Origin of the sequence: Parafrankia sp. EUN1f, assembly GCF_000177675.1 — a bacterium.
Taxonomy (GTDB): Bacteria; Actinomycetota; Actinomycetes; order Frankiales; family Frankiaceae; genus Parafrankia.
The window spans coordinates 1-12,698 of the sequence record NZ_ADGX01000043.1 but is presented as its reverse complement, the minus strand read 5'-3'; the positions used below and the strand labels follow the sequence as shown (position 1 = coordinate 12,698).

Here is a 12,698-nt window from a genome sequence, read left to right as displayed (position 1 = left end):
TGATTCTTGACATCCCAGAGCGTTTAGGTTCAACCTGGCAGCCCAGGTTCGGACTGGCAGCGGCGACCGTTCCCATTTCCGCCCGCGCCTCGATCTAGGCTAATGCCACTTGATGATCCGCAAGAAGTGAGGATTTCGGTTTTTTTGGCAACCAAAATCCTTACTTCTTGCTCGGCGGCAGCGGCAACATCCCTTCACGGTAGCCCGCGCACAGGTGCCGGCCCGCGCTCAGGTGTCGAGGCCGCCGCGCCGGATGAGCTGGCCGACGATGACGTTGCGCTGGATCTCGTTCGTTCCCTCGCCGACGATCATCAGAGGCGCGTCCCGGAAGTACCGCTCGACGTCGAACTCGGTCGAATAGCCGTAGCCGCCGTGGATGCGCACCGCGTTCAGCGCCACCTCCATCGCGGTCTCGGACGCGAAGAGCTTGGCCATGCCGGCCTCCATGTCACAGCGTTCGCCGCTGTCATGGCGGCGGGCCGCGTACAGGAGCAGCTGACGGGCCGCGGTGATCTTCGTGCCCATGTCGGCGAGGTAGTTGCCGATCGACTGGTGCCGCCAGATCGGCTGGCCGAAGCTCTCCCGTTCCTGCGCGTATCGCAGCGCGTCGTCGAACGCGGCCCGCGCGACGCCGGTCGCCCGCGCGGCGACCTGGATTCGCCCGATCTCCAGCCCGGTCATCATCTGGGTGAACCCGCGCCCTTCGACACCGCCCAACAGGGCGGTCGCCGGCACCCGTGCATCGTCGAAGACCAGCTCGCAGCTCTCGACGCCCTTGTAGCCCAGTTTGGGGAGGTCCCGCGACACCGTGTAGCCCTCCACCCGCTCGACCAGCAGGATGCTCATCCCGCGGTGCGCCGGGGTTGCGGCGGGATCCGTCCGGCACAGCAGTGCCACGAGGCCGGACCGGCGCGCGTTGGTGATCCAGGTCTTCGAGCCGTTGATCAGGTAGCCGTCGCCGTCGGCCCGCGCGACGGTCCGCATCGCCTGCAGGTCGGAGCCACCGCCGGGCTCGGTGAGCGCCATGGTCGCCCGCAGCGCCCCGGTCGCCATCGACGGCAGGTAGCGCTCCTTCTGCTCGTCGGTGCCGAACGTCGAGATCAGCTTGGCGACGACGCTGTGCCCGCCCATCGCCCCCGCCAGGCTCATCCAGCCGCGGGCGAGCTCCTCGGTGACCATCGCGTAGCAGGGTGTGGAGACCTTGCCGAAGCCGTACGGCTCGGGAACCGCCAGGCCGAACACCCCGAGCTCCTTCATCTGCTCGATGAGCCGCTCGGGGTAGGTGTTGGCGTGCTCCAGCTCCCGCACCACCGGCCGCACCTCGCGGTCGACGAAGTCACGAACGGTGGCGACGATCGCCTGCTCTTCGGACGACAGCTCCATCCAGCAAGTCTTTCGCACCATCGCGCCGCGCCGCGCCGCCACGCGACCGATGCGACAGATGTGCCGGTCCCGGGCCGACCGGACGTCGACACTGAGGCGGTGGCGCAGGAGCGGGTCGAGCGGGAGCCTGGGGAGCGGGAGCCTGGGGAGCAGGTCGACGAGCATGTCCGGGTCGCCCCGGCACCGAACCTGCGTCCCTACGTGGCCTGGTACAGCGGCTACCGCCAGCGCGGGCTTCCCCCCGCGGTGCACCGCGGCCTGCCGTCGCCGGCCCTGACACTGATCTTCACGCTGGACGAGCCGCTGGTGCTGCTCGATCCGCCCGGTGCCGGCGCGCGGCGGCGCAGCTTCGACTCCCTGATCGGCGGACTGCACACGGCGCCCGCGCTGATCACCCACCAGGGAGCCCAGTCCGGCGTCCAGCTCGCGCTGCGACCCCTCGGCGCGCGGGCGCTGCTCGGGCTGCCCGCCGGCGAGCTGGCCGCGCTCGACCTTCCAGCTGATGCCGTTCTCGGCGGCGCCGGCCGCCGGATGTCGGATCGTCTGCGGGAGGCCCGCGGATGGCCCGAGCGGTTCGCCGTTCTCGACCAGGAGCTCACCGGCCTCGTGCGGGCCGACCGACCACGCGCCGGACGGTTCGGAGACGTCGGACGGGTCGGGCAGATCGAGCGGGAGGTGCCTGCCGAGCTGCGCCACGCCTGGAACCTGCTTCGGCGGGGTCACGGCAATGTCCCGATCGCGGTGATCGCCGCCGAGGTCGGCTGGAGCACCCGGCATCTGAGCGACCGCTTCCGCGTCGAGCTCGGCCTCGCCCCGAAGGCCGCCGCTCGGGTGATCAGGTTCGACCGGGCCAGAAGGCTGCTCGTCAGCCGGGACCGTCGCTGGCGGCTCGCGGATCTGGCCGCCGAGTGCGGCTATTTCGACCAGGCACATCTCGCTCGCGACTTCCGTGCCCTCACCGGGTGCTCGCCGAGCGGATGGCTCGCCGCGGAGTTCCGAAACGTCCAAGCCGACGGCTACGGGTTCGACGAATCCTTGGACGGGCCCGGCCCGTCCAGTCCCGGGACCGGGACCGGAACCGGGACCGGAACCGGGACCGGAACCGGCTGACCATCACCACACGGAAGGACATCCCACGGACATGAGCGACACCCGCGACACCGCGCCGTCTCCCCAGGTCTGGCCCTGCCTGCGCGCCCGTGACGCCCGGGCGCTGATCGACTTTCTCGCCGCGGCATTCGGTTTCGAGGAGGTCGTCTGCTACGGCCCCGACGGGGCCGACGGCCGCATCGACCACGCCGAGCTCGCCTGGCCGGAGGGTGGCGGGATCATGCTCGGCTCGATCCGCGACGGCGCCGACACGTTCGCCCTGCCGCCGGGAACGTTCGGCGCCTATGTGGTCACCTCGGACCCGGACACCCTGTGTGAGCGGGCTCGGGCCGCGGGTGCGCGGATCACCGCCGAGCCGCACGACACCGACTACGGATCGCGCGACTTCGCCGCCCGCGATCCCGAAGGCAACCTGTGGTCCTTCGGGACCTACCGCGGCGCCGCCCGCAAGGCCTGACTTCCCGCAGAGCCTGACCGTCCCGCGCCCTACCTCCAGAAGTCGCAGTGGTGCTCGGCCTCGTAGCCGGAGCGGGCCTCAATCGTGCCTGGTTCCAGCACCAGGCGGTCCGGGGTCGTCGCCGTTCGCGGTACGGGCCAGGCGGGCCAGGTCGGTAGCGTCCGGATGGCACCCGTGCCCTGGCCGCCGGACGAACCGGCCCGGGAGGCCACGTTCGGATCACCGGTGGCGGCGAAGCGCGTCCAGTAGGTGAGCATCGCCGCGGACAGCTCGCGTTCAGCCGCCGTCGTCGACGTCGACGTCGACGTCGACGTCGACGATGACGCGCGGTCTGGGAACAGATAGGTCATCTCACCGGAATGAGTGGCGCCGGTGCCGTTGTCACTCAGGAACGGGGCGAGGCCGGGGACGTCGAACTCGTACAGGAACGCCCGGGAGCCCGACCCGACCAGCAGATCCGCCGTGCGGGCGGTCGGGCAGGCGAACGACCGGTCGGTCATCACCTGGGCCAGGCGTTCCCGGGCCGAAACAGCGCCGGCCGGGTACGTCGCGAGCACGGCGTCCGCCCGGTCCGGCAGCTGCTGACGGATGATCTCGGCGTACCGCTCGGCGGTGAGGTTCTTGCCCGGGTCGTAGCTGACCGTGAAGGCACGCCCCTCGTCCCGCACGGTCCCGAGCAGGACCGGTACCCGGGCCGCCGCTCCGCCCGCGAGTGCCTGCTCGGGCGGGTGGGGGAGCGTGCGGCTTCCGGTAACGGGTGCCCATCTCGGGTCGGTCAGGACGTCGGCCTGCCCACCGGCGGCCATCAGCCGGTCGACGGGGACGGCCCGCAGGCAGCTCAGGACGGTGGCGGCGTCGGTACAGCCCGCCTGGGCGGCGAACTCCGCGCCGGTCCGCTCCGCGGTGGCCATGGTCGGCAGCGGCCACAGGCAGGGTCCGCTCTGCAACAGAGCGTGTTGGAACAGGCCGCGCGCGGACGGTGCGGCCAGCAGCGTGCAGGCGTTCACCGAACCGGCCGACTCTCCGAAGATCGTCACATTGCCCGGGTCACCGCCGAAGGCGGCGGCGTTGTCCCGGACCCAGCGCAGCGCGGCGATGAGGTCCGCCACGGCGTAGGAGCCCGCGTCACCGCCGGACTCGATGTTCAACGCCGGCAGCGCGAGCTGCCCGAGCGCGCCGAGACGGTAGTTCACGCTGACGATCACCGCCGGGCCGGCCGCCGCGAGCGCCGAGGTGTCCAGTTGGTTCGCGGTGCCGGTCGTGAAGCCACCGCCGTGGATCCACACGAGTACCGGCCGGCCCGCACCGGCCTCGGAGGTCCCGCTCGAGCCAGAGGTCCGCTGAGCTGTCTGCTGTGCCCGCGCCACGGCGGCGGCCGTGGTGGTCACGTTCACGAACAGGCAGTCCTCGGCGGCACCGCCGACGGCCAGCTCGCCGGACTGCGGGCAGGGATGGCCGCGCACCGACCCGTCCCGGGTGCCCTGCCAGGGCTGCGGCGCGGCGGGCGCCCGCCACCGCAGGTCGCCCACCGGCGCGGCCGCATAGGGCAGGTCGAAGAAGGAGACGACGTGGCCGTCGTGGACTCCGCGCACCCGGCCGCCCGTGGTCGTGACGACGACCGGCGCGGAGCTCGAACCCGCACCGCCGCGTTCCGTTCCCGGCACGGTGTGCTCCTGGGAACCGTCACCGCAGGCTGGGCAGAGCAGCGCGACGAACGCGACCAGCACCAGGACCGGCAGCGAGCGCAGGCGGTGCGGCAGGGGCAGCCAGCGGGTGCGGACCGGCCGCGACCGCCGGCGCGCCTGGTCCGGCGCGCACGACGCGTTCGATCCCCCCGTCATGACGGACAGCCTCACCGGCACAGACGTCGAACGCAAGATCACTAACGTGCGACACGGTATATGCGGCTTTGCCCGCTGAGAAACGTACGAAACCGACGGATGACAGGGCTGCCATCCGTCGGTTTCGACAATGCGAATCGCCACCGCCCTCCCGGAGCGGTGGAGAATTCACCGTTATGGGACGTCCGCTCAGGTGGCGGGTCCGGTCCTGTGTTCGAGAGCTCGACCGGGCGACCACCGAACGCCTGGATCTACCAGGACGCCTCCATCAGCGCCGGCATCGTGGCGCGCTCAGATGTCACTTCCGATGCTCGGAACTCCCTTCAGCAGGGCGCGCACCTCCGCCTCGCGGTACCGGCGGTGACCGCCCAGAGTCCGGATCGAGGTCAGCTTTCCGGCCTTCGCCCACCTGGTCACGGTCTTCGGGTCCACCCGAAACATCGTGGCTACCTCGGCGGGTGTCAGCAGCGGCTCGGCATCCGGCGTTCTCGTCGTCATTGCGTTGGCCTCCCGTCACAGAGCGTCGCTCCGTCCCATACAGATCGTGCATCCTTCGGGGGCATTTCGGACATGGCACGTCAGGACCATCTGCTGACTAGTCACAGCTCGTCCGAAGCGGAGGGCAACGCTGCGCTAACAGGAGGCTCCGATCAACTGGCGGATTCCCGTGACTGCAGGGGTCTCCACCTGATCAGCACTCGTTCGTACGCCTCGACCGCAAGGTCTGTTCGCCCTCGGCGTAACGCACTGACCGCCTCGACGATGTCCTCGACCGAGCTGTCGCTCCTGAGCATGTCATCGTCCAGCAGGTCAACTAGTCCGTCGTAGTCCAGTTCGACCCTGCTCTGCGGATGGAAGGACCCCAGCCAACGGGCCAGCTCGGCGACTCCCTCGATCGCCGGGGCGTTCGCGTTGTCCGAGCGGAGCGTCTCCAGGGCCTCCACCGCACGACCGACCCGGCGGCGGGCGAGGCTCATCGTGGTCCGGTAGACCATCGAGCGGTCCGACCGGTCACCGGTGATCAGCGAACGCTCGGTCGGGTCGAACAGCACGAACCAGGTCGGCGGGACCATCCAGGTGCAGCTCTGCACATGGAGCTTGATCTCGGGGCGGCGTGCCTTCCATCGATCGAGCTCGGTCTCGGCCGGATCGACCAGCCGCCGTGGCAGGAACGCCTCGGCGACCCGTTCCGGCATCAGGCCGCGGAACTCCTTCGCGGCCTGCCACACCCGAAGCTGGGTCGACCACGGGCACACGAACATCAGCCCGTCCACCCACTGGATGAACGCGGACTCGTCGGCGACGTCCAGCGACGGGCGCACGGTCGCGACCAGCGCCACCACCCGTTCGCGCCGGGCGCCGGCCCGCGAGGAGGGAGGACCGGAGGCGGAGGCGGCATAGCGCTGCCACCGGACCCGGTCCGGCGGCGGGAAGGCCGCCAGCGGCTCGTAGATCCGCAGGTACGCGGCGGGCGAGACGACAGGCACCCTAGATCCCGGTGCCCGAGGAGGCGGCTACCGGCATGGCGGCTACCCGGCCGGGTGCGGACATGCCCCTGGATGCTGGCATGCCTCCGATCCTGACACGGACCGCGGCGGTCACGGGCCCGACGGCGATGAGAGGTCCGGCATCTCGGTCCCCGCGCACGTCCGTCCCCGCGCGCGCACCGCGCGCACCGCGCACAGCACCGCGCGCACCGCGCACAGCACCGCGCGCACGGCGGGAGCCGAGGCGGGCGGCCCCGTAGTGTTCACCGGAAGCGGCCGGTGGCGGTCCGCGGCCCTCGGGAAGGCCCATGGGCCCGGCCCGTGGAGCGGCGGCCTGTGGAGCCCGGCCCGTGGAGCGTCCGGACCAGGAGGGCTCAGGCATGTCATCAGATCCGAGCGGGCTGGACGTCGGCACGTCCACCGTCGCCTCGTCGGTGTTCGACGTCGCGGCCGAGCACGAGCAGGTGGTGTTCTGCTCCGACCAGGCCAGCGGCCTGCGCGCGATCATCGCCGTCTACTCGACCGCGCTCGGCCCGGCGCTGGGCGGCACCCGGTTCCACGCCTACCCGGACGAGGCGTCCGCGCTCACCGACGCGCTCGCGCTCTCCCGCGCGATGGCCTACAAGGCCGCCTGCGCGGGCCTGGACCTCGGCGGCGGCAAGGCGGTCATCCTCGGCGACCCGACCCGGGACAAGACCGAGGCGCTGCTGCGTGCCTACGGGCGCTTCGTCGCCTCCCTCGGCGGGCGTTACATCACCGCCTGCGACGTCGGCACCTACGTCGAGGACATGGACGTGGTGGCGCGGGAGACCCACTGGGTCACCGGGCGTTCCCCCGTCCACGGCGGCTCGGGTGACTCGGGGGTCCTGACCGCCTACGGCGTCTTCGAGGGCATGCGTGCCTGCGCCCGGCACAGATGGGGGACGCCGTCCCTGGCCGGCCGCCGCGTCGCCGTCAGCGGAGTCGGCAAGGTCGGCCAGCGCCTCGTGGAGCACCTGTTGGCCGACGGCGCGACCGTTCTGGTCAGTGACATCGATCCGGCCGCCGTGCGGCGCGTACAGGAGCGCCACGACGAGGTCCTGGCGGTGGCCGACCCCGACGAGCTGATCCGGATGGAGGTCGACGTGTACGCGCCCTGCGCGCTGGGCGGCGTCATCACGACTCCCCTGGTGCCCCAGCTGCGGACGGAGATCATCTGCGGCGGCGCCAACAACCAGCTCGCGGACGCGGGTGTCGACAAGGTCCTCGCCGACGCGGGCGTGCTCTACGCGCCCGACTTCGTGGTCAACGCCGGCGGCCTGATCCAGGTCGCCGACGAGATCGAGGGGTACTCCCCCGAACGGGCCAGGGCCAGGGCCGCGCGGATCTTCGACACGACCAGCGACGTCCTCGACCTCGCCGCGGCCGAGGCGGTCACCCCGGCCGTGGCCGCGGGCCGGTTCGCCCAGAGGCGGATGGCCGACATCGGCCGGCTGCGCGGCATCCTGCTCCCCGACCAGCGCGCCTGAGCGGCGGCCGGCGCGCTCTGGGCGGTCGGCCGCGTCCGACCCCGGCACCGTGGTGCGCGCCACGCCGAAGCGTTCCGCGCTCGCCGGTCATGGCAGCACCTGTCACCGAACACGCCACCACGGGCGGGAAATCGTGATGATGACCACATCAAACAGACCCCCTACCAGCACCGCAGCGGGCCCGCGTGCCCGCTGTCAGGGAGGTCCGGGGACCGCCGGAGGGGCGCCGATGATCTCCCAGACGCTGTCCGTCGACAGGTAACTGTCGGGTTGGCGTGCCGAGTAGGCTGCGATCCCTGTAGTCTCGGGAAGCACGAGACAGTGAGAGCACCGGGGCGGGTCCCCGTCGTCATGTTCGAGGGGGTCGAGCCATGGGGCGCGGCCGAGCGAAGGCCAAGCAGACGAAAGTCGCCCGCGAGCTCAAGTACAACTCGCCCACAATGGATCTCGACCGATTGAAGGCGGATCTGGGCGCGGGTACCTCGCGGGAGACCGAGAGCGACGAACCGTACTCGGATGACGACTACGGTTACGACTCTTACCTGGACGATGAGGACGAGCGCTAGCACCGCTCGTCCCCCTGACTCCGGGGTCGCCCCTGCCGATGCCGCTCGTCCAGGAAGCTCTGGAAGGGCAGGGCATGGCCACCTGGCCTCAGGTAGCCATGGGCATCGGCATCAGATCGTGTCCGGTACGCCCGCCTTGCGCGGGCACACCGGGCGCCGAACTGAGGTTGGGCAGAGCCGCCGGTGCCGCGCGCTTCGGCGCCGTCTTCCAGGTTCCCGACGGGCAGCGTCATCCCGGCCAGGGAGGATCGCCACGGCGATGCGCCGTGGCCGTTCATGGCCGGCGGCCGTCCATTGACCGCGGGTCACGGGTACCGCTTCAGGCCCGTCCACGCGCGTCGACCAGCCGGGCAGCTCGCAACGAGGCAGCAGCTTGTGACATCGCAACTTGTGACCAGGCCGCCAATGGCAGGGCGGCTGGTGGCAGGCCCGCCCCGGTCGCACGGCGCCCGGGGCACCGGCGCCGGGCCACCTGTCAGTGCCAGGTCTCCCAGCCGCGGCGCCCCGGCACCACCGCCACCGACGGCGCCCCCGTCAACGGCACCACCACCGACGGCGTCAGCGATGCGCGCCGACGAGGCGGGCCACGCCGGCGTCCTGCTCTCCCCCTTCGGGCAGCGCCTCGATCTGCCCGGCGATCCAGGCGTGGACGCCACGCTCCTCCAGCGTTCGCACCACGGTGTCCGCATCCGCGGCGGCAACGATCGCAACCATGCCGACGCCCTGGTTGAACGTGGCTTCCATATCGGCTTCGCCAACGCCCCCGCGCTCGGCGAGGATGCCGAACAGAGCCGGCGGAGCCCAGGTGGACCGTTCCACGGTGGCCACCGCTCCGGCCGGGATGACCCTGGCCAGGTTCGCCGCGAGGCCACCGCCGGTGATGTGGGCGAAGGCATGGACCTCGGCCGCCTCGATCACGGCGAGACAGTCCCGGGCATAGATGCGGGTCGGGGTCAGCAGCGCCTGCCCGAGAGTGGTGCCCAGCGCCTGCTCGTACCCGGCCAGAGCCGCCCTCCCCGCTTCGGAGACGCCTGCGGGCTGGTCAGGATCGGCCGGACCGAACAGGATGTGCCGTACCAGCGAGAAGCCGTTGGAGTGGAGACCGGATGACGCCATCGCGACCACCACGTCCCCCGGCCGGACCAGCTCCGGCCCGAGCACGGCGTCGGCCTCGACTACCCCGACCCCCGTCGCGGCCAGGTCGTAGTCGTCGATTCCCATGAGCCCGGGGTGCTCGGCGGTCTCCCCGCCGACGAGCGCACACCCCGCCTGCTCGCAGCCGGTGGCGATACCGGAGACGATCGAGGCGATCCGCCCCGGCTCAAGGGAGCCGCAGGCGATGTAGTCCAACAGGAACAGCGGCTCGGCGCCGCAGACGACGAGATCGTCGACCACCATCGCGACCAGGTCGATGCCCACCGTGTCGTGGACGTCCAGCGCCCTGGCGACCGCGATCTTCGTCCCGACCCCGTCCGTCGACGACGCCAGCAGCGGGCGGCGATAGCGGGCCACGTCCAGCGCGAACAGGCCGGCGAACCCGCCGAGCGAGCCGACCACCTCGGGTCGGGTGGCCCGGGCGACGTGCTGGCGCATGAGCGCGACGGCCCGGTCGCCGGCCTCGACATCCACCCCGGCGTCCCGGTACGAGACCGAACGCCCGTTCGGCGAACCTGCGCCGTTCGTCAAAGCGAACCTCCGGTGGTTCGGGTCGGCACGAGCGGAACGGCGGCGATGTCGGCCCCGAGGTCGGCGTCAAGATCGGCCTCGAGGTCGGCGTCGTGGTTGTCCGGCGACGGGTCGGCGCCGTTCATCCCCAGCGTCACCCGGGCCTGCACCGCCTGGGCGATGACCTCTTCCGTCGTCTGCGGGCCGAACGACTCCAGGCGGTACTTGCCCAGCTTGTCGGCGTCCGTCAGCGGTACCGGGTAGATCCCGTCGAAGCAGGCCCGGCACAGCGAGTCAGCGGGCTGCTCGGCGGCCTCGATCAGCTCGTCGAGGGAGACGTACGCCAGCGAGTCGGCACCGAGCGACTGCCTGATCTCCTCGACACCGCTGCCGCTGGCGATCAGCTCGGAACGGGTGGCGAAGTCGATGCCGTAGAAGCAGGGCCACCGCACCGGCGGCGAGGAGATGCGCACGTGCACCTCGGTCGCTCCGGCCTCGCGCAGCATCCGGATCAGGGCCCGCTGGGTGTTGCCGCGGACGATCGAGTCGTCCACGACGACCAGGCGGCGCCCCTCGATGACGTCCCGCAGCGGGTTCAGCTTGAGCCGGATGCCCCGCTGCCGGATGGTCTGCGACGGCTGGATGAACGTCCGGCCGACGTAGGAGTTCTTGACCAGGCCCTCACCGAACGGGATGCCGGAGGCCTCGGCGAAACCGACCGCGGCCGGCACGCCGGACTGCGGCACCGGGATCACCAGGTCCGCCTCGGCGGGAGCCTCCAGCGCCAGCCGCCGCCCCACCTCGACCCGGGTGGCGTGCACCGACCGGCCGCCGATCGTCGTGTCGGGCCGGGCGAGGTAGACATACTCGAACAGGCACACATGCCGGTCCGCCTCGGCGAACCGCAGCGAGCGCGGGCCGTTCGCGTCGATGACGAGCAGTTCCCCCGGCTCGATCTCGCGGACGAAGGTGGCGCCCACGATGTCGAGGGCCGCGGTCTCGCTCGCGACGATCCACGCGCCGTCCGGTCGGCCGTCGAGCTGCCCCAGCACCAGCGGATGGATGCCGTGGGGATCACGGGCGGCATACAGCGTCGACGCGTCCGAGAAGGCGAGGGAGAACGCGCCCTTCAGCTGCGGCAGGACGTCCATCGCGGCCTCGGCGAGGGTCGGCCCCGGGTGGGCCGCGAGCATCGCGGTGATCAGGTCGGAGTCTGTGGTGGCCCCGAGGCCGCGCTCCCGTTCCCCAAGCACCGAGGCGAGCTCGACGATATTCGTCAGATTGCCGTTGTGACCGAGTGCGATCGGCCCGCCAAACGTGGCCGTCCGGTACGACGGCTGGGCGTTTTCCCAGGTGGACGAGCCGGTTGTGGAATACCGGGTGTGACCGACGGCGACATGCCCGGAAAGGCTCGACAGCGTGATCTCGTCGAAGACCTGGGCGACCAGACCCAGCTCCTTGAAGACCACCACGGTGCGACCGTCACCGACCGCAATCCCGGCAGCTTCCTGACCTCGGTGCTGTAGCGCGTAAAGCCCGTAATAAGTGAGGTTCGCCACGTCCTCGCCGGGCGCCCAGACGCCGAACACCCCGCAGGCGTCCCGAGGGCCCGGATCGTCGTCGAGGAGGTCACTCCCAGCCAGGTCGCCGCGAGCGGACCCGTCACGGCCGGGGCCGTTGTGGTGTTCCGGTGGACGAGCGGAGGTCGACTCCCGGCTGTTCGCGGAGTCGTCGCTGCCTGCGACGTGTGGCACCAGGTCTCCTAGAGAGGTCAGGGTGACCGAGATGTCGGGAGAATCGGATCGGGTTCAGGGTGGATATGGCCATTCCCCGGACGCACATGACAACGCTCACATCAACGGACAGCCACGAGAAGCACCTCGGACCACCCGACGTTCACGCCCGGCCTCGACTCCCCACATAACCACGCTAGCAGCGGCGACGCCGATCAGCCGGCCGAGCCGGATCTCACCACCCCAGCGCCAGTGAAATCACAGCGGAAACACCACAAACACCGCATAGGACACCGTCGGCTCGCTATATCACGCAGCACGGGCCGACCGGCGCCACAAGCCGTGAATCGCCGGGTGGCGGTGGGAAACAGGCCGCGTCGGCGGCCACGCCCGCACTCACCGCCAGCTGGGCAGCGGTAGCAGAGAGCGGAGATCGGCCCGTTCGCCGCTTGCCCGGACCCGGCCGTCCGCCACCGCCGTCTCCCAGTCGAGCCGGCCCGTCGCGACCATGACAAAGGCCACCGGCTCGGCCTCGACGACGTTCGGTGGCGTGCCGCGGGTGTGCCGGGGGCCCTCGACGATCTGCACCGCGGCGAAGGGCGGCACCCGCAGCTCCACCGAACGCCCGGGGGCACGCTCGGTGAGACTGGTCGTGAACATCCGCACGGTCACCCTGAGTGCGGAACGCACCGGCGGGGCACCGAGATCCAGGCCGTGCAGGACCGCCTCGGCAACGGCATCGGTCAGGAACGGGATCAGGTCCGCCCGCCCGCCCGGAGTGGGAACGCCGCGGCTCACAAGCTGATCCGGGGCGTCGGGCTGATCCAGGCGCAACGCGGCCAGATCAGCGGTGGCGGCCGACACAGCGGCCCGCACCATCGCCTGCGGCCGGCTCTGGCCCGAAGCGGGCGCCGCGGGCGCCGCGGCTTCGGGGGCCGCCGCAGGCAG

The 12,698-nt window shown here is 71.3% G+C and carries 11 protein-coding genes; 4 read left to right on the top strand and 7 right to left on the bottom strand.

The genetic code is table 11. The features are described 5' to 3' along the window. Positions 1-228: 228 nt before the first annotated feature. A complete protein-coding gene (locus FREUN1FDRAFT_RS15050) occupies positions 229-1,383 on the bottom strand; it encodes an acyl-CoA dehydrogenase family protein (protein ID WP_006540954.1) in 1,155 nt (384 codons plus the stop codon). A gap of 60 nt (positions 1,384-1,443) precedes the next feature. Between FREUN1FDRAFT_RS15050 and FREUN1FDRAFT_RS15045 the strand changes: the two genes are divergently transcribed. Together FREUN1FDRAFT_RS15045 and FREUN1FDRAFT_RS15040 are read left to right on the top strand one after the other, a co-directional pair. Next, entirely contained in the window at positions 1,444-2,493 is a 1,050-nt protein-coding gene (locus FREUN1FDRAFT_RS15045; RefSeq protein WP_006540953.1) for a helix-turn-helix domain-containing protein, read from the top strand. A 31-nt stretch (positions 2,494-2,524) separates the two neighbouring features. Then, positions 2,525-2,950: a VOC family protein gene (locus FREUN1FDRAFT_RS15040; RefSeq protein ID WP_006540952.1), complete on the top strand. Its 426-nt coding sequence runs from the start codon at positions 2,525-2,527 to the stop codon at positions 2,948-2,950. Between the two features lie 29 nt (positions 2,951-2,979). On the opposite strand, the gene FREUN1FDRAFT_RS15035 is transcribed toward FREUN1FDRAFT_RS15040, so the two are convergent. The 3 genes from FREUN1FDRAFT_RS15035 to FREUN1FDRAFT_RS15025 form a co-directional block, all read right to left on the bottom strand. Continuing rightward, positions 2,980-4,791 (bottom strand): carboxylesterase/lipase family protein, encoded by a 1,812-nt coding sequence (locus tag FREUN1FDRAFT_RS15035; RefSeq protein ID WP_006540951.1) that lies wholly within the window; start codon positions 4,789-4,791, stop codon positions 2,980-2,982. Between the two features lie 291 nt (positions 4,792-5,082). Continuing rightward, the gene (bldC, locus tag FREUN1FDRAFT_RS15030; protein WP_006540950.1) at positions 5,083-5,289 is read right to left on the bottom strand and encodes a developmental transcriptional regulator BldC; all 207 of its coding nucleotides are present in this window, start codon (positions 5,287-5,289) and stop codon (positions 5,083-5,085) included. Positions 5,290-5,441: 152 nt separating this feature from the next. Beyond that, on the bottom strand, positions 5,442-6,278 hold the full coding sequence (locus FREUN1FDRAFT_RS15025; protein ID WP_006540949.1) for a hypothetical protein: 837 nt from the start codon (positions 6,276-6,278) through the stop codon (positions 5,442-5,444). A 380-nt stretch (positions 6,279-6,658) separates the two neighbouring features. On the opposite strand from FREUN1FDRAFT_RS15025, the gene FREUN1FDRAFT_RS15020 reads away from it, so the two are divergent. Further along, entirely contained in the window at positions 6,659-7,786 is a 1,128-nt protein-coding gene (locus FREUN1FDRAFT_RS15020) for a Glu/Leu/Phe/Val dehydrogenase (protein WP_006540948.1), read from the top strand. A gap of 371 nt (positions 7,787-8,157) precedes the next feature. Continuing rightward, positions 8,158-8,352 (top strand): DUF3073 domain-containing protein, encoded by a 195-nt coding sequence (locus FREUN1FDRAFT_RS15015; RefSeq protein WP_006540947.1) that lies wholly within the window; start codon positions 8,158-8,160, stop codon positions 8,350-8,352. Between the two features lie 558 nt (positions 8,353-8,910). Here the strand turns inward: FREUN1FDRAFT_RS15015 and purM are convergent. From purM to FREUN1FDRAFT_RS46310, 3 genes are all read right to left on the bottom strand, one after another. Continuing rightward, positions 8,911-10,038 carry a phosphoribosylformylglycinamidine cyclo-ligase gene (purM, locus tag FREUN1FDRAFT_RS15010; protein WP_006540946.1) on the bottom strand — a complete coding sequence of 376 codons (1,128 nt, stop codon included), beginning with the start codon at positions 10,036-10,038 and terminating at the stop codon, positions 8,911-8,913. Next, complete coding sequence (purF, locus tag FREUN1FDRAFT_RS15005; RefSeq protein WP_006540945.1) at positions 10,035-11,771, bottom strand: amidophosphoribosyltransferase; 1,737 nt, start codon at positions 11,769-11,771, stop codon at positions 10,035-10,037. The genes purM and purF overlap by 4 nt, the downstream gene beginning before the upstream one ends. Before the next feature lie 375 nt (positions 11,772-12,146). Continuing rightward, on the bottom strand, positions 12,147-12,698 hold a 552-nt coding region (locus FREUN1FDRAFT_RS46310), incomplete at its 5' end, for a sterol carrier family protein (RefSeq protein ID WP_035951682.1).